General features: G+C 57.0%; 11 protein-coding genes and 1 pseudogene. 8 read left to right on the top strand and 4 right to left on the bottom strand.

Annotated features, from left to right (window positions below; genetic code table 11):
- Positions 1 to 10: 10 nt before the first annotated feature.
- The 4 genes from B9Z48_RS17735 (at position 11) to B9Z48_RS17720 (ending at position 5,777) form a co-directional block, all read left to right on the top strand.
- The gene (locus tag B9Z48_RS17735) at positions 11 to 1,603 is read left to right on the top strand and encodes an alpha-amylase family glycosyl hydrolase (RefSeq protein ID WP_108380151.1); all 1,593 of its coding nucleotides are present in this window, start codon (positions 11 to 13) and stop codon (positions 1,601 to 1,603) included.
- A 2-nt stretch (positions 1,604 to 1,605) separates the two neighbouring features.
- Complete coding sequence (locus tag B9Z48_RS17730; RefSeq protein WP_158273312.1) at positions 1,606 to 4,056, top strand: glycoside hydrolase family 13 protein; 2,451 nt, start codon at positions 1,606 to 1,608, stop codon at positions 4,054 to 4,056.
- 42 nt (positions 4,057 to 4,098) lie between these two features.
- Positions 4,099 to 5,325, top strand: coding sequence for an alpha-amylase family glycosyl hydrolase (locus tag B9Z48_RS17725; protein WP_108380149.1), 1,227 nt, complete (start codon positions 4,099 to 4,101; stop codon positions 5,323 to 5,325).
- 77 nt (positions 5,326 to 5,402) lie between these two features.
- Entirely contained in the window at positions 5,403 to 5,777 is a 375-nt protein-coding gene (locus B9Z48_RS17720; protein ID WP_108380148.1) for a VOC family protein, read from the top strand.
- Positions 5,778 to 5,925: 148 nt separating this feature from the next.
- On the opposite strand, the gene B9Z48_RS17715 is transcribed toward B9Z48_RS17720, so the two are convergent.
- The 3 genes from B9Z48_RS17715 to B9Z48_RS17705 all read right to left on the bottom strand — a co-directional run bounded on the left by B9Z48_RS17715 (position 5,926) and on the right by B9Z48_RS17705 (position 12,355).
- On the bottom strand, positions 5,926 to 7,932 hold the full coding sequence (locus tag B9Z48_RS17715; RefSeq protein ID WP_108380147.1) for a prolyl oligopeptidase family serine peptidase: 2,007 nt from the start codon (positions 7,930 to 7,932) through the stop codon (positions 5,926 to 5,928).
- Between the two features lie 61 nt (positions 7,933 to 7,993).
- The gene (locus tag B9Z48_RS17710) at positions 7,994 to 9,514 is read right to left on the bottom strand and encodes a tryptophan halogenase family protein (protein ID WP_108380146.1); all 1,521 of its coding nucleotides are present in this window, start codon (positions 9,512 to 9,514) and stop codon (positions 7,994 to 7,996) included.
- Between the two features lie 84 nt (positions 9,515 to 9,598).
- The gene (locus B9Z48_RS17705) at positions 9,599 to 12,355 is read right to left on the bottom strand and encodes a TonB-dependent receptor (protein ID WP_108380145.1); all 2,757 of its coding nucleotides are present in this window, start codon (positions 12,353 to 12,355) and stop codon (positions 9,599 to 9,601) included.
- 366 nt (positions 12,356 to 12,721) lie between these two features.
- Here B9Z48_RS17705 and B9Z48_RS17700 point away from each other — a divergent pair, with 366 nt between their 5' ends.
- From B9Z48_RS17700 to gtfA, 3 genes are all read left to right on the top strand, one after another.
- A complete protein-coding gene (locus B9Z48_RS17700) occupies positions 12,722 to 13,954 on the top strand; it encodes a hypothetical protein (RefSeq protein ID WP_108380144.1) in 1,233 nt (410 codons plus the stop codon).
- 217 nt (positions 13,955 to 14,171) lie between these two features.
- A complete protein-coding gene (locus B9Z48_RS17695; RefSeq protein ID WP_108380143.1) occupies positions 14,172 to 15,467 on the top strand; it encodes an MFS transporter in 1,296 nt (431 codons plus the stop codon).
- Between the two features lie 52 nt (positions 15,468 to 15,519).
- A complete protein-coding gene (gene gtfA / locus B9Z48_RS17690; RefSeq protein WP_108380142.1) occupies positions 15,520 to 16,992 on the top strand; it encodes a sucrose phosphorylase in 1,473 nt (490 codons plus the stop codon).
- A 197-nt stretch (positions 16,993 to 17,189) separates the two neighbouring features.
- Here the strand turns inward: gtfA and B9Z48_RS17685 are convergent, their stop codons facing one another.
- Positions 17,190 to 19,475: a TonB-dependent siderophore receptor gene (locus B9Z48_RS17685; RefSeq protein ID WP_108380141.1), complete on the bottom strand. Its 2,286-nt coding sequence runs from the start codon at positions 19,473 to 19,475 to the stop codon at positions 17,190 to 17,192.
- Between the two features lie 409 nt (positions 19,476 to 19,884).
- Between B9Z48_RS17685 and B9Z48_RS17680 the strand changes: the two are divergent.
- A pseudogene (locus B9Z48_RS17680) lies at positions 19,885 to 20,186 on the top strand (energy transducer TonB); the annotation flags it as partial.

The raw sequence follows: 20,186 nt of genomic DNA, 5'->3' as shown, positions 1-20,186 counted from the left end.
ACAACCAGTCATGCCTTCATTGTTTTCAAATCATTTGGTCCGAAAGGCCTGTGCCGCCTGGATGCTGGCGCTGTCTGGCGCTGTGCAGGCCCAAGCGCCGGTGGACCTGAGCCCTGTGCCCGCACAACTGCGGCCCAGTGCCTTGCCCGAGGGCTGGCAGCACGGTGCGTTCATGGAAATTTTTGTGCGCAGCTGGCGAGACAGCAATGGCGATGGTATTGGTGACTTGCGCGGTTTGACGCAGTCCTTGGACCATTTACAAAAGCTGGGCATCCGGGGCATCTGGCTGATGCCCATCACGCGCAGCGCCGACGGGGACCATGGTTACGCCACCACCGATTACCGCGACATCGAACCTGCCTACGGTACTTTGGCCGATTTTGATGAACTGATCCGCGAAGCCCATGCGCGGGGCATCGGGGTGATCATGGACTATGTGGTCAACCACAGCGCAGACACACACCCCTTGTTTGTACAGAGCCAGCGTGAGCCCCAAGGGCCTTACCGCGCTTGGTACGAGTGGCGGCAGGAACACCCCCAAGGCTGGGACATCTGGGGGCGCGATCCTTGGGTTCAAACCCCCAAGGGCAGTTATTTGGCCACCTTTGGCGCACCCATGCCCGACTTCAATTTGCGCCATCCTCAGGTGGTGGCCTACCACCAGGACAGCCTGCGCTTTTGGCTCAACCGGGGGCTGGACGGCATGCGCCTGGACGCGGTGCCCCACTTGATCGAAAACAACGCCAAGGACTGGAACGACCAGCCCGAGAGCCGACAGTTGACGGGCGATTTGACGCGCCTGATTCAATCCTACCCGGGCCGTTATGTGGTGTGTGAAGCCACGGCTCAGCCCCGCGCCTATGCCAACCCAGAGGTCTGTGGCGGCTCGTTTGCGTTTGGACTGGAGAACAAAATCGTCCCGGCCGCCAAAGGGGATGCCAAAGCCATTCAAGAGGTGGTGCAGTACTTTGTGAAGGCACCACACACCCTGGCCACCTTCGTGTCCAACCACGACCAGTTCGCCGGTCAGCGCCTGTGGGATCAGGTGGGCGGCAACGAGACCCACTACAAATTGGCGGCCGCCACCTACCTTTTGTTGCCGGGCACGCCTTTCATTTATTACGGTGAGCACATTGGCATGGGCGGGGTCAAGGGCCTCAGTGATGACCCTAAAATTCGAGGACCATTGAGCTGGACACCCGACCCGAAAAACGCGGGTTTCACCACGGGCCAGCCCTACCGGGCACTGGCCAGCAACCTGGCCACACACCATGTCTTGGGGCAGATGCAAAGCCCCCATTCGATCGGGTCTTTTTACCGTGACATGCTGGCGCTGCGCAACAGCCGGGTGTCGATTGCACGCGGCAGCTACGAGTTTGCACAGGCACAAGGCCCGCTCATGGCTTACCAACGCCGCTTTGGGCATGAGCACAGCCTGGTGCTCATCAACTATGGCGAGCAAGCGGCCTCCCTGACCATCGAAGGTGTGGCAGCCAACGCCAAGCTGCGGCCTTTGTACCCTGCGGGGCGTGTGCAGCAGCTGCGCTTGGGTCAAATCACCGTGCCTGCCCAGTCGGTGCATGTGTTTGCTTTGGAGAAATGACGATGTGGTCTGATCGAGTGGGCCTGGCGGCCCTGATGGCGGCAGCTTGTGTGCACAGTGCTTTGGCGCAAACGGCCGTGCCCGATAACCTGGCCCAAGGCAGCAACACCACCTGCAGCGCCGCACCAGCGGGCATGCCGCCCCTGTATTTGCGTGGCAGCATGAACGGCTGGACGGCGCAAGACGACTTTGAGTTTTTTTGGGACTGCAACGCCTACTACCTCAATGTGAACTTGCAGGGCGAGCACGAATTCAAACTGGCCGATGCGCAGTGGAGCGCGGGGCGCAGCTGGTCCATGGCGGTGTCGGGTGCAGCCAAGGAGGTGCTGCTTATGGCCCCCGACAAGCCGGGTGTGCCGGGGGCCAAACACAGCTTTGCGGGCGCGCACACTTTGCGTTTGACTTGGCAGGGGGCGACTGCGCAGCTGCAGGTACAGGCCCCGCATTTTGTGGACCCCCGCCAGCAGCCGGTGACCGACCCGGTGGCGCTCAGTTTGCACCACGACTCGCGGGATCTGGCTTACCGCAGCCCCTTTGGCGCGGTGCCGCAAAACGAGACCGTGCACTGGGCGCTCAAGGCCTTGCCCGGTGTGCAGCAGGCCACGTTGGTGCTCGATGTGCGCCGCCTCGAAGGTAACCAAGAGGTGCTGGACTACCGCAACCTGACACGCATCAACATGCAGCGCACGTCAGCGGGTGCGCATGAGTTGTTCAAGGCCCGTTACCGATTCAAAGACAAAGCCATTTACGGCTACTGGTTCGAAGTCCTGATCGGTGGTGTGAAGTACGTCTATCAGAACAATGTCGAGCCGATTTACTGGACCCAAGAAAAAGGCAGTGGCGGCTTGGGCCAGGTGAGCTTGCCCATTGCACAAGATCGGCGTGTGCGGCGCTTTCGCATCACGGTGCACGACCCGGCCTTCAAAGTACCCGCTTGGGCACAGGACGCGGTGTATTACTACATCTTTCCCGAACGCTTTCGCAACGGCAACCCGGCCAACGACCCGAAAGTCGGTGAGCGCAAGTACCACCAGCATGGCATTGAGGTGCATGGCCGTTGGGGCGAAACGCCCTTCAAACCCGGCACGGGCGACGGCTCGGACGCACATTACAACAACGATTTCTTTGGCGGCGATCTGCAAGGCATCATCGACAAGCTCGACGACATCCGCGACCTGGGGGCCAATGCGATCTACATGACGCCCGTGTTCAAGGCCGCCAGCAACCACAAGTACGACACGGCCGACTACCACCAGATTGACCCGGCCTTTGGAACGAACGCCGATTTCACCCGCCTGACCCGTGAAGCAGCCAAGCGCGGCATCCGCATCATCCCCGATGCTTCGCTCAACCATGTGGGGGCCGACTCGCGCTACTTTGACCGCTTTGGCAACTACAGCACACAGGACCAAGGCGCATTTGCCAACGGCCGCATTCGGGCTGACTCGCCCTACGCCAACTGGTTCAGCTTCGATGCCACGCAGGCCGCGCCCGACATGCAGTTCAAAGGTTGGGTGGGTGTGAGCGATTTGCCCGAGTTGAACAAGGCAATGCCCGGTTGGCGCAAGTTTGCCTATGGCGACAAAGACTCGGTCACCCGCAGTTGGCTGCGCAAAGGGGCTGCAGGCTGGCGCATGGATGTGGCCCCCTGGGTGCCCGATGACTTCTGGCGTGAATGGCGGCACGCGGTCAAGCAGACTCGGCCGGACGCGATCACGATCGCCGAGACCTGGTTCGATGCGTCCAAATACTTGCTGGGTGACACGTTTGACTCGACCATGAACTATGTGCTGCGCAATGCGGTGCTGGACTTTGCCAACGGCAGCGATGCGCGCAAGCTGGTGTCCAACATCGAGCACTTGCGCGAGGCCTATCCCCGGCAGGCCTTTCATGCGCTGATGAATTTGTTGTCAAGCCACGACCAGGCGCGTGCCCTGCACGTGCTGGGCGGCCCGCTCGGTGCCACGCCCGAAGTCATTCAACAGGCCAAACAAAAACTGCGACTGGCCACCTTGGTGCAGATGACGCTGCCCGGCTCGCCCACGGTGTATTACGGCGATGAGGTGGGCCAAAGCGGTGGCGATGACCCGTACAACCGCATGACTTACCCTTGGGCCGATCAGGGTGGGCAACCTGATTTGGCCTTGCGCAGTGACTTCAAGGCCTTGCTGCAATTGCGCCAAAAACAAGCCGTGTTGCGCCGTGGCGTTTTGCAGGCCCCGTTGGTGAGCACACCGCATGTGGTGGTGCTCGCCCGGCAAAATGGATCACAAACCGCCCTCATGGCCTACAACAACAGCGGGCAGGCTCAGACCGTGACGATCGATCTGCCTGCGGCCCTGCGTGGTAAGCACGGGACCCTGTGGTGGGGTGCAGGGGCGGTCCAGGTGCAGGGCGCGCAAATGACGCTGACAGTGCCGCCTTTGGGCGGCTGGGTCTGGGGCACGCGATAAGGAATCTGTGGCCACTATGTGTCATCCATTCAAACAATCACCATGAACCTTTTTCCGCATGTGGACTGGTCACGCAATGCCAGCATTTACGAAGTCAATGTCCGCCAATACACCCCCGAAGGCACGCTGACAGCGATGGCCACGCACTTGCCGCGCCTGCAAAAAATGGGGGTGAGCATCTTGTGGTTCATGCCGATCCAGCCGATTGGCCTGCTCATGCGAAAGGGCACTCTGGGCAGCTACTACGCCATCCGTGACTACACGGCGGTCAACCCCGAGTTCGGCACGATGGCCGACTTTTGCGCCCTGGTGCAGCAGGCCCATGCGTTGGGCATGAAGGTCATCCTGGACTGGGTGGCCAACCACACCGCTTGGGACCATGTGTGGACACAGCAGCACCCCGAGTGGTACCTCAAAAACGCGCAGGGCGACATCCACAGCTACCTGTACGACAACGGCACCGAGATCGAAGACTGGTCCGATGTCTGTGGCCTCGACTACCAGCAGCCTGCGCTGTGGCCTGCCATGACCGAAGCCATGCTCTACTGGCTGCGTGAGGCCGATGTGGATGGCTTTCGCTGCGACGTGGCGGGTTTGCTGCCCACGCTCTTTTGGGAGCAGGCGCGCACGCAGATGGAACAGATCAAACCCGTGTTCATGCTGGCCGAGTGGGCCGATCCGGGCTTGCACGCTAAGGCGTTCGACATGACCTATGACTGGTCGCTTTACGAGGTTCTCAAAAAAATCGCCCGGGGCGAAGGCGATGCCCGAGACCTGCACACATATCTGGAGCAGCCCGAGAAGCTGTATCCAGCAGACGCCTACCGCATGACCTTCACCGCCAACCACGACACCAATTCATGGCACGGCCACGATGGGGCGCAATACGGCTCAGCCTTTCGCGCCATGGCCGTGCTGGCCGCCACTTTGCCTGGCATGCCGCTGGTGTACAGTGGCCAGGAGTCGGGGCTGAACAAACAGCTGCAGTTTTTCGAGAAGGACGCCATTGACTGGGGCACCTACGAACATGCCGATTTTTATGCCGGCTTGCTTGCGCTGAAAAAAACGCACCCGGCCTTGCAAAACGGCGCGACCGGCGGCCCCGTCGACATCATGGACACGGGCCACACGGGGGTGTTCCGTTTCCAGCGCGTCAGAGACGGTCGCCGCATCCAGGTGACGGTGAACTTGACGGGGCAGTCCCAGACTTTGCCCGAGGGGACGATGCTGGCGGGCTGGGCCTGGGAGATGGTTCAAGGCAGCTTGTGAATCGATGCCGTCATCGTCTATGGTGCTCTTCGCCACGCCGAGCAAAAATTCGAATCATTTGAATAGGAAATGTCTTCATGTCTCTTGTTGATGTGGCGATTCCAGTGTTACCCAGTCGCTCAATTCCTGACACTGTTGCCTTTTATGGCCGATTGGGTTTTGAGGGGGGACCACACGCGTTCAATGGCGATTACGCCATCCTGAGCCGCCAGGGCATTGAAATTCATTTTTTTAAACACACTGCCCTGAGGCCTTTTGAGTCCTCAGCAGGTTGTTACATTCGTGTCCAAGAGGTCGATCCTTTTTACAGCGTTTGTTTGGGCTTGTCATTGCCAACGATGGGGATTCCTCGTTTAGAAAAACTTGAAAACAAAGCTTGGGGTCTTCGAGAATTTGCCCTGGTGGACGCGGACGGTAACTTGATTCGGATTGGGCAAATCTTGGCCCTGTAAGGGGCAACAGCCTCCGGGGTCAAGGTGGAAAGTCTTGGATCAAGTGACGGCATTTTTTTGAACCTGGCTGAACCCGCCAGGCTTTGATCCTTCTTCAAGCCGTCCATCAAGATTTTTGGACGCTTCGATGACCCTGGCCAAAAGCATGTCAGGGTTGCTGTTTCAGATTTTTGTTCAGAAACTTCTCCACCCGCTGCCAGAAGTCGGCTTGCGCCTTGAGGTCCACGAAGCCGTGGCCTTCATCGGGGTATTCCGCCCACTCGACTTGGGGGTTGTGGGCCCTGAGGGCATCGCGCATTTTTTCGCCATGCACCAAGGGCACGCGTTCGTCCTTGCCGCCATAGGCCATGAGCAGCGGGCTCTTGATGCGGGCGGCCTGCTGCAAGGGCGAGTAAGTCCGCAGCATGTCGGCGTCCTTGACCGAATCGCCCATCAGGCGGGGCAGGCCATAGGTCTTGGCCTGGTCGGTGGTGTCGCTCCAGTTCACGCTGTAAAGCAGTTGCGGATCGGTCACGCTCACCCAATTGATGCCGCAACGGAAAAGGTCCGGGTCATTGACCAGGCCCATCAGGGCGGCATAGCCGCCGTAGCTGGCCCCCATGATGCAAATGCGCTGGGGGTCGGCAATGCCTTGTGTGATGGCCCATTTGGCCCCATCGGCCAAGTCGTTTTGCATGGCCCGGCCCCATTGTTTCCAGCCGGCTTCAAAATGCTTGCGCCCATAGCCTGCACTGCCGCGAAACTCGGGTTGCAGCACGGCATAACCGCGTGAGGCGAGAAACTGCACATCGGCATGCCATCCCCAACTTTGCCCGCGCACCCAAGGCCCGCCGTGGGCGTACACCAGCAGGGGCAGGTTCTTTTTGACGCTGCCTGCGGGCAGGCTCAGCCAGGCGGGGATGCTCAAGCCGTCGCGGGCCTTGTATTGCACGAAGTCCATACCGGCCATGGCCTGCCCGCGCAGGTCGGGGCGCGCATCACCCAAGCGGATGAATTTTTGGGTGTCCCGGTTGAAGACCAGTGTTGTGCCCGGGTTGCGGTCAGAAAAGCTGTGCACCAGCACATGGGGCGATGTGGAGCGCACCCCGGTGGACAGCTCATTGACGGTATGGGGCAAGGCCTTGTCGATGGTGTCCTGCAAAGTCTGTGCGGGCGGATGCGTCCATTGCGTCACGGGCGCATCGACGGTGTAACGCCATCCCTGCACTTGCCCCTCGCTGACCACCGGCCTCGGGTACAGGTCAAACGCCTGGCTGTGCAGCACCGGTTTCCCGCTGGGTTGGTTCGTTTCAAAGTTCCAGGTGTAGAGGCCCACCGTGTTTTGCCCTTGGTTGCTGATGACGTACAGCGTGCCCAGCGCGTCCATGTGGGAGGGGTAGAGGGTGCGGGTCAGGCTGTCCACGGTGGCCACGGTTTTCCAGGCCTGGCCCGGTTCGCGCAGCCACATTTTCAGTTGCCCATCGCGCGCTTCGGTGGCGGCGCGCAATTCATCTTGTGCGTCAAAAACCCAGTGCGCCGCATGCTGTGGTGCATCGACTTCGCTGCAGCGTCCGTTGACGGTGTTGAGTTTGCGCACGCGGCGGTAGTCTGCGCCGAATTTTTTGTCGTAAGCCTCGGTCACGGTGACCCAGATGTCGTCGCCGGTCTGGCGTGCGGAGGTCCTGAGCAGTTGGGTCCACTGCGGCAGTAACTTGGTTTCATCGCCGTTTTTGACCCGACTGCCAATGGTCTCAGCCAGTTGTCGGTAGCGCTCGCCATTGGCGTCCACCGCAAACAAGCCTGAGTTGATGTCGCGCTGCCCGGCAGGTTTGAGCCATGCCGCCAGGTTGAACACCAGCCGCTGGTCATTGACCCAGGCGAACATGCCCACCGATTCGTTCTGGAACGAGGCCACCACCGTCGGGGTCTGGGTGGCCAGGTCCATCACGACCAGTTTGGCCCGGCTGTCCTTGACGCGCAGTTTGAACGCCACCTTTTTCCCGTCGGGTGACAGAACGGCATCGTCAAACTGGGGCTCCTGAAAAAAAGCTTCGACCGGTACGGTGGCCCGGGCGGTTGTGGTGGTTGGGGGCGTCTGTGCGGCAACCCCCAGCGGCAGCAGTGCGGCCGCCAGTTGCAGCGCACGTTGGCGCCATGTCCTGAACGATGGTTTCATGTTTCCTCCCTGATTGAAAAAATGGCGCGGCGGATCTGTGCCCGCTCGCACCCGGCTTGACTCACATGTTCATTTTGGGTGCCGCGCAGTGCTGCGCGATGAAGTCGGCATGGTCTGGCATCACGCTCACGCATTTGGCAATGACCTCGCGCACGCTCTCCAGGTACTCGTGGATGCTGTTTTCGGATTGCAGATCCACCAGCGGGTGGTAACTTTCCGTGGGCAGGTTTTGCCCTTCCATGACTTGCAGCCAGCCGTCTTCAGCAAATAACTCGTTGTCAACACGCAGCACACGCCCGGTGGTCTTGTACAGGTCGATCTTGTGCTGCAAGGTGTCGGGAATGGCCATGTGGGCGCAGGCTTGCCAGAAGGCCGAGTCGTCGCGCTGGTTGACGTGGTAGTGCAAGATGATGAAGTCGCGCAGGCGCTCCATCTGGAAACGGTTTTGCCGGTTGAATTCGGCGATCTGGGTGGGGTTGAAGCTTTGGTTGGGGAAAAATTCCACCAACTGCGAGATCGTGTTCTGGATCAGGTGGATGCTGGTTGACTCCAGGGGCTCCAAGAATCCGCTGGACAGGCCGATGGCCACCACGTTCTTGTTCCATGCTTTTTGGCGCATGCCGGTCGTGAAGCGGATAGGGCGCGGATCGGCCAGGGCCTTGCCGTCCAGGTGGGCCAGCAGCACCGAGGCTGCTTCGTCGTCGCTGATGTACTGGCTGCAATACACATGGCCATTGCCGGTGCGGTGTTGCAGCGGAATGCGCCATTGCCAACCGGCCTGGTGAGCTGTTGAGCGGGTGTAGGGTGTGAATGTGAAGGCTGACGCGCAGGGCACGGCCAAAGCGCGGTCGCAGGGCAGCCAGTGTGTCCAGTCTTCAAAACCGGTATGCAGAGTTTGCTCGATCAACAGGCCCCTGAAACCCGAGCAGTCGATGAACAGGTCACCTTCGATTCGCTTGCCGTTTTCAAGCACCACGGCATCGACGTGTTCGTCGATAGGGCGCTGACTGACTTGGTTGATCTTGCCTTCGGTCCGAACAACGCCGCGCTGCTCGGCCAGTTTGCGCAGGTATTTGGCATACAGGCTGGCATCAAAGTGGTAAGCGTAGGCAATGTCGTTAAAGGGCGAGTTTTGCACACCATCCGGGGTGGGCATGAACTTGTTGGCCAGAGCGGCCATGCGGGTGATCGAATAATTTTCTAGTGGTGCTGCTTTGCCGAGTTGCCGCATTTTTCGCCAGTACTGGTCAAAACGGGTGGTCCACAGGTCCTGGCCAATTTTGCCGAAGCCGTGCATGTAACGCTCACCTTGTCGGCCCCAGTTGACGAATTCGATGCCCAGCTTGAAGCTGCCCATGGTCTCGCGCATGAATTCGGCTTCGTCGATACCCAGCACTTTGTTGAACCGCTGGATCATGGGGATGGTGGCCTCGCCCACACCCACAATGCCGATCTCGTCTGACTCGATCAGCTGGATCGGGTAGCGCCCCTTGAGTATGGTGGCCAGTGCGGCAGCGGTCATCCAGCCTGCGGTGCCGCCGCCCACAATAACAATGGATCGGATCAGGTTTGCTTGTTGCATGTTGAACTCATTTGCAAAAAAGGGGGCGCCGGGCCCCCTTTGATTAGATCACCCCGGCATGCCAGGGTGATGGTTTCAGTGTGATCAGAACTTGTAGTTCATGCCGATCTGGTAGGTCTTGCCGAACTTGGTGCGCTGTACCACGTTGTCAGGTGTGCCGTTATAGCGGATGAACTCTGCGTTGGTCAGGTTGTTGCCTTGCAGCAAGATGGACAGGCCTTTGAGCGAACCGGTGTTGAACTCGTAACTGGCTTGCAGATCCACCAAGGTTTCGCCCTTGACAAATGTCAGCTGACGGTTGTCCTGGTAGTCCAGAATTTCACCCAGGAAGTCCGAACGCTTTTTGGCACCCAGCGACACTGAGAAGCCATTCTTCTCGTAGTAGGCGCGCAGATTGGTCACGCTCTTGGACAGGCCGGGCAAGGGCAGGTTGGTGGCCTTGTCGGTGTCTGCCGATGTCAGACCTGCACGTGGCAGACTGACGGCGCTGTTGGTGGCCGAGGTGTTGGCCATCAGACCAAAACCGTCCATCGCGGGTGCTAGCATGCTGAAGGGCACGTTCAATGACAGTTCCACGCCCGAGATGCTGCCGCCGGAGCCGTTGACCGGGGTGGTCATGGTGCCCAGAGTGGTGCCATAGGCCGAGGGGTTGGTGATGAAGTTGCGGAAGTCCACCACAGTGCTTTGACGCACGATGTAGGTATCCAAGGCCTTGTAGAAACCGGCCACGCTCACATAACCTTTTTTGCCGAAGTATTTCTCATACGACACATCCAAAGATTTGGCGCGGAAAGGTTCCAAATTGGGGTTGCCGCCCGAACCGTTCCAGCCTGCAGGTTTGCTGGAGTCTGCGCCGGTATTGAAAGACAAGTCCAGGTTGCCTGCCATGTCGATCATGTTGGCACGCGACAGCACTTTGGCCGCACCCACGCGCACCATCTGATCGTTGCCTACGTCAAAATTCAAGTTCAAGCTGGGGTTGAAGTCGTTGTACTTATGGTTTTGAGTGAAGGTGGAGTAAGTGCAGGATGGCTGGTTTTTCTCGCCAGCGCATGCAATGCCGTCGATGTTGTAACCGGTCGAAGTCTGGTTGGAGCTGACCAGCTGGCCGCCCACGTTGCCCGTGAAGCTCAGGCCCATGAGCTTGCCTTCCAGGTCACCCTTGATGTAGGTGGTGGTGACCTTTTCGTTGATCTTGAAGTTCTTGTTCAGGATCGCGGTGCTGGTCCATGGTGTCAACTGGTACACGCTGCCGACGGTGCCCACGGGGTCAAATGCGGCCACATTGATGCCGGTGGCCAAAGCTGTGGCAGAGGCTGTGCCGGGCATGGTCACTGCACCATAGGGATCACCTCCAGGAATAACCACTGCACCTTCGGCTGTTTTGCGGGTTTTATCCCGGTCAGAAAAATGTAGACCGACTTCTACGGCAGTCAGCATGCCCATATCCAGATTGCGGACACCGCTGAATCGCAGGTTGTCAACTCTGTCTTTTGTTGTGGGCGAGGCGTAGTAGCCAGCTTGAGGGGTGGATGGGCCACCCCCCCAGCCTTCCACGTCGGTCAGCTTGGCCACATTTCGGTCGGCGTAGTTGAAGCCGGTGGTGTACTTTGCACCCGATAGATTTTTGCCATCAAAACCGGTCCAAGAGATGGTGTCCAGTGCGGTGGCGTTGCCAGCCTGACCTGCGGTAGTTTCGAAGCGTGTGTGCTGACGTGTGACCTCTGAGCGGCCCAGATCTGCGACGGTCTTCCATTCACCCAGCTTGAACTTGGTGTTCCAGCCGATGGAGTTGAGTTTGTCGTCACCCTGAGTGTTGTCGTTGCGGACCACGCCTTTGAAATTGTTGTAAGTGCCTGCTGTTGCCACGCCGTTGGCAATGGTTGCGTTCGTCAGCACACCATCTGGATCGTAGCCGCCTGCACCCCCTGGAAGTGCACCCTGAATGCCTGTTGTTTTGGCGCTGAATGAGTTCTTGGAGGTGAACAGGTCCAACGAAGTTTCGAAGTCCTTGTTGGGTTTGAATTGGATGGTGGCCATCAGGCCTTCGCGGTTGGCGCTGGTGGTCTTGTTGAAATCGTTGAAGCCGTTAGGGACCACGACATCTTGCCCGTTGTAAGACTTGGTGGCAGTGCCCCAACTTCCGAAGTCAGATTGAGCGGCACCAATGTCTTTTTGCTTCGAGTAGCCCAGCACCACACCAATGGTTCTGTCGGCAAATTGGTCAATATAAGAGAACGATTGCCGATTTCCGGTCCCGTTTGTTGGCGAACCGGAGTCAATACCTGTGCTTTGTTTGCGCAGGTTGACCACCATGGTGCGCTTGTTGAAGTCCAGTGGACGAACTGTTTTCATGTCGATGGTCGAAGCCAAGCCCTGGTCCACCAACGAAGCATTGGGTGTCTTGTGAATGACGATAGAGCCCAGCAGTTCTGCCGGAAATTGGTCGAATTCCACACCACGGCTATCGCCTGTTGAGGCTTGTGCACGGCCATTGAGAGTAGCACCGTTGAAATCTGGCGACATGCCACGAACGCTCACGTTTTTCGCGCGGCCTGTCGCAGCGTCACGCTGGGCAGTCACGCCTGGCAAACGGGCAATCGACTCCGCCACCGTGGCGTCTGGCAATTTGCCAATGTCTTCAGCCGAGATGGCTTCGACCACGCCTTCAGCGTTTTTCTTGACCGAAATAGCACTTTCGATAGAGGCTCTGATTCCGGTCACGATGACATTGTCAGCGGCTTGTTGAGCTTGTGCGGCACCCGCTGCCATCAGCAGCATCGCGCAACCCGCGGCGACAGGACTTACCCTGAAGCCGCGTTGTGAGTTTGTTTGTTTCATGTGTAAACCTTGGAAATGTGTAAAGAAGGGCGCTTACCCATTGAAAGGTAAACACGTTGGAATTTTGTAGTAAAACTAGATGTTGCTCACACTGGTGAAAACCCTGTGTTTTTGATATTTTTGTACTTAAATGCTATTTTTTTAATCAAAAACAATCGATTGCAAGTTTGTTTGCTAGATTAATTATCATGTCAGCGTGTGGTTTGTATCAAAATTACAACTCTGTGGATCTTGTCTTGTCGTTCAATGCCGGGTGTTCGTGCTTGCACTGAAAATGGCTTAAGGGGTTCATTTGGGTTACCAAAAGCGATTGCATCCAGTAAAGCGTTGGCATTTTTCATCACAATAAGGTCAGGAGCAAACCCCATGAATACCAAAAATTACCGCCAAGCCCACTGGGCTAACCAACTGGTTTTGTTGACCGGCCTGTTGTTTTGCATGGTGTCAGTGCAGGCGCAAACACCTGCCCCGGTCACTTTGAGATCCGAAGTACACAAGCCTCTTGCAGCCGCCCAAGAAGCCCTCAAGAACAACCAGCCCGATCAGGCCTTGAATCTGACTCGTCAAGCGTTGGCGGTGGCGCAGCTCACCCCTGCCGAGCGGGCTGTTGTGTTGCGTACCCAGGCCGTGGTGGCGCTGCGTGCCCAAAATTGGGATGTGGCCATTGAGTCACTCGAGTTTCTGGTCGCGTCACCTGAGGTGCCTGTGGCTGACCGGTTGCCGATGCTCGAATCGCTGATGAACGCTGGGCAGCAAAAGAAAGACAACGCACGGGTGGTCAAGTGGGCTCGTCAATACATCGAAAGTGGTGGCTCCAAACCCGTGATCCGTGTGGTGATGATTCAGACCCTGTCGGTCATGGGTGAGCACCAGCAGGTGGTGGCTGAGATGCTCGAAAAGTTGCGTCTTGACGCTTCGGCCGGGGTCAAGACGCCCGAGCAGGAGTTGCGCATGCTGGCGGTGAGCTACCGCCAGCTCAAGGACAACGCAGGTTACCAAGCCACATTGCGCCGTTTGCTGGAGGCCTATCCTTCGAAAGCCTATTGGGCCGAGGTGATCCAGCGGCTGGCGCAGCAGCCCAATTTGAACCCGCGTCTAGAACTTGATTTGTACCGATTGCTTGAGCAAACTGACAACTTGGAAGAGGCTGTTGAGTACAGCGATATGGCCCAACAGGCGCTCAAAGCGGGCCTGCCTTCCGAGGCGCTGAGGGTGTTGGCCAAGGGGTTTGACGCGGGTGTTTTGGGGCAAGGCTCAGACGGTGCTGCTCATGCCAAACTGCGCACAGAAGCGAAAAAGAAGGCGCAAGAGGACGAGCTCACTTTTGCGCAATTGGAAAAGTCAGCCAAGGACAGTGCCTCTTGGGCCGGGGTGGGGGATGTGTATGCATCACAGCAAAACTGGACGGCGGCCAATTCGGCTTATGCGAAAGCCTTGGTCTTGGGCAGTTTGCGCCGTGAACATGAGCTGCGCTTGCATTATGGGATCAGCCTGATCAAAGCGGGCCAAAAAGACGCAGCACGTCAGCAACTGGCAGCCGTGCAGGGTGATCCCCTGGCGATGGAGCTGGCCAGCTTGTGGGGTTTGTTGGCCCGTTGATCTGCTTGCAAGCCAGCGCCAGATGGGCAGCTGGTTTGTAAGTACAGGCGCTATTTTTTGATTGGCGCGAGCAAGTCCCTCAGGACCATGGTGCGTTGATGGGTGATCAGGTGAAACCCTATTGCAATCGATTGCAATAGCGGGTAAATTGCCACAATCAGTTCCAGTGCATGCGTTGCACGCCACCTATTCAATTTTGATGACCACACCATTGAACATGTCACTTCCCCGTTTGACGATCTGGCAGATCGTGCAAATGAACATCGGTTTCCTGGGGCTGCAGTTCAGCTTTGGATTGCAGCAAAGCAGCATGGGGCCGATTTACAGCTACTTGGGGGCCAACGAAGCGGCGCTGCCTTTGTTGAGTTTGGCTGGACCCGTCACGGGTTTACTGGTGCAACCCATCGTGGGGGCCATGAGCGACCGCTGCACATCGCGCTTTGGTCGACGCACGCCTTTCTTTTTGATTGGCGCCATTGTGTGTTCATTGTGCTTGTTGGCCATGCCTTACAGCCAAGCCTTGTGGATGGCGGCAAGCTTGTTGTGGATATTGGATGCGGCCAACAACACCGCCATGGAACCCTATCGGGCTTATGTAGGGGACCGCTTGCCCAAAGATCAACACGCACATGGTTTCATCATTCAAAGTGCATTCACTGGCTTGGCTCAAACGCTGGCTTACCTCACCCCTTCGTTGTTGGTTTGGTCGGGCATGAACAAGGATGCAGTTGGTGACAACCACATCCCGCAGATCACGCTCTTTGCCTTCATGATTGGTGCCTTGATCTCGGTCACCACCATGTTTTGGTCCATTTGGCGGGTGCCAGAGTTGCCCTTGTCCTCCGAGCAAAAGGCCAAATTGGCCTCCAAAAAGCAAGGACTGTCAGCAACGCTCATCGAAATTTGGGATGCCATCCGTGAGATGCCAACGCCTATGCGCCAGATGGCCTGGATGAAGCTGTTCCAGTGGATGGCCATGGGCTGGTACTGGCAGTATGTGGCGTATTCGATCGCCCGCTCCTTGTTTGGCACGAACGACCCGACCAGCACGGGATTCCGCGATGCCGTTTTGGTCAATGGAGAGGTGGGCGCCTTCTACAACCTGGTTTCATTCATAACCGCTTTGCTCATGGTGCGTTACACGCAGCGCTTTGGTGCGCCCAAAGTACACGCTGTTTGCTTGACGCTGTCGGGTTTGGGAATGTGGTTCCTGCCGCAGATCGATTCGTATGCGTGGCTCTTTTTGCCGGCTGTGGGCGTGGGTTTGGGTTGGGCCAGCATCATGGGAAACCCGTATGTCATGTTGGCCCGCAGCGTACCTCCAGAGCGCACCGGGGTGTACATGGGCATTTTTAACATGTTCATCGTGATTCCTTTGCTCATCGGTGCTGGTTTGATGTCACTGATGTACGACGGTGTGTTTGGCGGTGATCCGCGCAATGTGTTGATGACGGCTGGCGTATTGATGATTTGCGCCGCAGTGGCCACCTTGCGGGTCAAGGTGCCCGACTGATGTGCTGCTTGTGCCTGTGTTTCCCAGTCTGTGTTTTGTGAATGTTTGAAGTATGAAAAACAAGGTTCAATTGATCACCTACGTTGACCGCTTTGGCGGCACGACATTGCCCCAGTTACAAGAATTGCTGGATGGCCCTTTGGCCGGTGTATTTGGCGGGATTCATCTCTTGCCGTTTTTTTACAAAATTGACGGCGCAGATGCCGGTTTTGACCCGATTGACCACACCCGTGTCGACGATCGTCTGGGTGATTGGGATGACATCAAACGACTGAGTGGCACCGCAGACGTGATGGCCGATGTGATCGTGAACCACATGTCGTGCGAATCACCACAATTTTTGGACTACTCCCAAAAGGGCAGCGCTTCTGAATACGATGGACTTTTCTTGACCATGCAATCGGTGTTCCCAGACGGAGCCACCGAGCAAGACTTGTTGGCGGTGTACCGTCCACGTCCGGGCATGCCTTTCTCGATGACCACGCTGGCCAATGGAGAGAGGCGATTGCTGTGGACCACCTTCACACCGCAACAAATTGACATTGATGTGCACACGCCTGCTGGGCAGGCATACCTTGAATCCATCTTGCAAAAACTGTCGCAAAGTGGTGTGACCATGGTAAGGCTTGATGCGGTGGGTTATGCCATCAAGAAGGCTGGCACCAACTGTTTCATGATGCCCGAGACTTTCGAATTCATCAAAGCTTTTGCCAAGCGCGGTCGTGAACTGGGGCTGGAAGTGTTGGTGGAAATTCACTCGTACTACAAGCGCCAAATGGAGATTGCCCGGCAAGTGGACTGGGTCTATGACTTCGCCTTGCCGCCACTGGTGCTTCACGCGATGGAGTTTGGCCGCAGCGCCCCCTTGCGATCCTGGCTGGATCAGCGCCCCAACAATGCCATCACGGTGCTCGATACGCATGACGGCATCGGCATCATCGACATAGGGGCAGACGCCGCCGACCGTGCCCACAACCCTGGGCTGGTGCCACCGGCAGAACTTGACGAATTGGTCGAGCGCATGCATCGCAATTCAAAAAACCAGAGTCGTCAGGCAACGGGGGCTGCGGCCTCCAACCTGGATCTGTACCAGGTGAACTGCATTTTCTTTGACGCCATGGAGCGCAACGAGGCCGCCTATCTGGTGGCGCGTGCCATTCAGTTCTTTGTGCCGGGCGTGCCGCAGGTGTATTACGTGGGCCTGCTCGCAGGACACAACGACATGGATTTGCTGGCCCGCACACAGGTTGGACGTGACATCAACCGCCACTACTACGATCGCGAAGAAGTCCTCAGTGCACTTCAGGCACCTGTGGTGTCGAAGCTGATCGACCTGATTCGCCTGCGCAATCAACATGCTGCGTTCAACGGGGTGTTCAGTCACGCCTCATCGGCGGATCATCTGCTGACGTTGTTGTGGACAGCGGGTGTCGACTACGCCCGCTTGGAGGTCAATCTGCATGCCAAAACCGGGGTGATGGTCTACAGCTCGGTGGTGGGTGAGCAGAAGTTCGTGATGATGTAGCCCTTGTCTGCAGGCGTTTGTTGAGCAATACACGCTAATCAAAACCTTGGCCGGAGTTTGACTTCGGCTTTTTTTATGGCCTTCAATTCAGGCTGAAATTTGAATGTGCGAACGACAAAAAAAAGACCGCCATCAGGGCGGTCTTCAAGCTGGACTGAAAACACCAAACCCCGTTTGAGGGTCTGGTGTGATGAGGATCAGAAGTTGTACTTCAGACCCACTTTGGCAGAGCGGCCATTGATCGAACGTGCGGCCATGCGGCCGTCGTTGATTTCGGTGTAACCCAGGGTGTTGGTCAAGTTGTAAACACCGAAGGTTGCAGTCAAGTCTTTGCTGATGGCGTAGCTTGCAAAGCCGTTGACCACAGTGTAGGCGGGCAATGTGGCTTCGTAAGGTGTGCCTTGTGCATCCTTGGCACTGGTGGAGCCGACCACCGCAGCACCCACAGTGAGGGCGCCCGAGGTGTAGGTTGGGCTGAGTTGATAGACCACTTTGGCTTGGCGGTTCGGTGTCAAGCCGCTGCTGACGATTTTGGCGTCGGTCAGAGTCAAGCCGCCATTGATGCGAAAGGCTCCCATCTTGTAGCCGGCTTCAATTTCAACGCCTTTGGCATCGTATTTGTTCGCGGTACTCTTTTGGGTGGTCGCGTCAAAGTTGCTTTCATCGGTTTTGGCCTGGAACAGGGTCACGAAGGTGCTCAAGTTGCCATTGCGCAATTTCACGCCACCTTCGAGTTGCTTGACGGTGTTGATGGGCACCACGCCTGCGCCACCGGCCATGGGCACGGCGGCAGAGCCGAACATGATGCGGTCGGCGTTGAAAGCCACACCTTCACTCAGGCGTGCAAAAAAGGCCAAGTCTTTGTTCAGTTGGTAGTTGCCTCCAAACGAGTAAGAGGTGTGGTTCTTTGTGTAGTTGATGGTCTTGGCATTGCCTGGTTCAAACGCATTGCCCACGGCCTGGTTGTACGAGCCCGTTGCCACTTGTTGGTCGTGACGCAAGCTGCCGTCCAGAGACCAGGCACCCTTTTCCCAACCAATGACGGCATAGGGTGATGTGGTGTTGTAAGTGGCGTCAATGGCGCGTGTGCAGCAACCACCCCAGACATCGGTACCCAAAGCGGTTGAACCATAAGCCGTGGTGGATGCGTTGGACAGCAAAGCCGGATTTTTGTCAGTGGCTTGCATCAGGTACTGGTTGAAGTTCCAGGTCAAACCCACTTTTTGAACGTTCATGAACAAACCAAAGGTGGTGTTCAGCTTGGAGCCATCGGCTTGCGCAAATGACTTGCTCAACTTGACATCATTGGTGGTGCTGCCCATGTCGTCCATGGAGGTGTTGAACACCGTGTTGGTGAACGCATTGCCCGTGTAAGGTTGGCCTGCATTGGGGCCTGTGGCGTATTGGGTGCCGACGGCTGCCGCTTTCACGTCATCTGCCGGAAACAAACCGATGAAGCGACCGGACATGGCGGAGTGACGGAATTTTTCGCTCAACTTCCAGCCACCAGCCAGTTTCAGATCGGCCTCAACGCCAAATGAATTCTGTTTAACGCGCAGACCATCATTCACATCGGTGCCAACCAAGGTGTTGTTTTTGCTGAGTGTGAAGTCCTTGACCCAATAAGGCGAATACATGCTGGCCATACGCGGGTCAATGCCCGGAAGTTCGCTGACGGTGCCGTTGGCAATCTTGACCGGCACAGGCATGAACAGAGGGCTTTGTTCGTTCAAGGACTTGAAGTTCAAGCGAACAAAACCATTGTCCAGTTCTTGTGTGATGTTGGCCTTGAGTTGACCGCCTTGGATGCTGTTCCCAGTGGTGTGGCGTGGGCCCTCGCCGTTGTTGGTGTAACCGCCGATGAAAAAGCGGGTCTTGTCGCTCAACTTGCCGCTGTAATCAAAGTCCAAACGTTTTTCTTTGTACCCGATGCCTGTGGTGATGCCAATGCTGCCGCCGGGCTCGTCGCCCGTCTTGCTCAAAAAGTTGACGATGCCGCCGGGTGCATTGGTGGCCAGGGTCGAAGCCGAGCCGCCACGCACGACTTCCACGCGCTCCAGACTGTTGTCAGCACGCAAAAACATATCAGGGGTGCTGAAAGCGATGTCGCCAAACAGCATCACTGGCAGTCCGTCTTCCTGGAACTGAACGTAACGTGAGCCACCGGCAGAAATGGGCAAGCCACGCACAGTCACGTTGGCATTGCCACCACCACCACTGGATTCGGCGCGAATACCTGGAATGGAACGCAAGATGTCTGAAGCGTTGGTGGGCTGGTTTTGCAGGATTTGCTCAGCGCCCACTGTGGAGATGGAGCTCGATTGCTTCATCTTGCTGGCTCCAGTGGCCGTACCTGTCACCACGACTTCGTCCAATTTGAGTGTGTCGTTGCTGGCTTGCGCATGGGCCATGCCGATTTGGGCAACTGCGAGTGCGGCGGCCAGTGCAACTTTGTGGGGTGTTAGAGGTTGATGTGTTTTCATGGGATGTCTCCAGATAACGTTTGCAAAAAAAGAGGACTCATGGCGTCCAAGTGTGAAATCCTGATCAGCAGTAACAAATTGCAAATCGGACGAAACGAATTTTGTATGGTTTTGAAAACGATTGCAACAGCTGAACAAAAATGATGTCCACCTGATCAAGAAAATTGCACCATTCCAAGGGGGTTTGAGTCGAAACTTGACTGTGGAATCCAGATGAATTCAGTGTTTTCCCTAGTGTGTAAAAGTAGCAACACCAAAAAATCGCCATGAATTAGCGTTTTCCCTAGGTTGGAATAAAGATGAAAAAAGTATGATGCAAACGATTGCATAACCGCAAAATAAAAATACAGGCAACTGTTGCGGTTTTGCATGGAAATCAAGATGCAAAGCAAATAGGAGAAACGAAACCATGGACGACTACGCCAGCCGGCAAAGAAAGCCGACCAAGCACCTTGTGGGGCTGGGGCTGGTGGTGGTGTTGCACCTCTTGCTCTTTTGGGCCATCAGCTCGGGTCTGGCCCGTGCAGTGGTCAAAAAGATTCAAGGGCCTGTGGAGGCGGTCTTGCTGGAGGACGCCAAGCCAGACATTCCACCCCCACCACCACCGCCACCCCCCAAGAACCTGCCCCCACCGCCCCCGGCCTACGTGCCCCCAGTGGATGTGGCCGTTACCGCACCCGCACCGGTCAACGCCATTGCCGCCGTGACGGC

Origin of the sequence: Limnohabitans sp. WS1, from assembly GCF_003063265.1 — a bacterium.
Taxonomy (GTDB): domain Bacteria; phylum Pseudomonadota; class Gammaproteobacteria; order Burkholderiales; family Burkholderiaceae_C; genus Limnohabitans_A.
The sequence above is the reverse complement of the archived record's forward strand: the minus strand, read 5'-3'. Positions and strand labels throughout refer to the sequence as shown.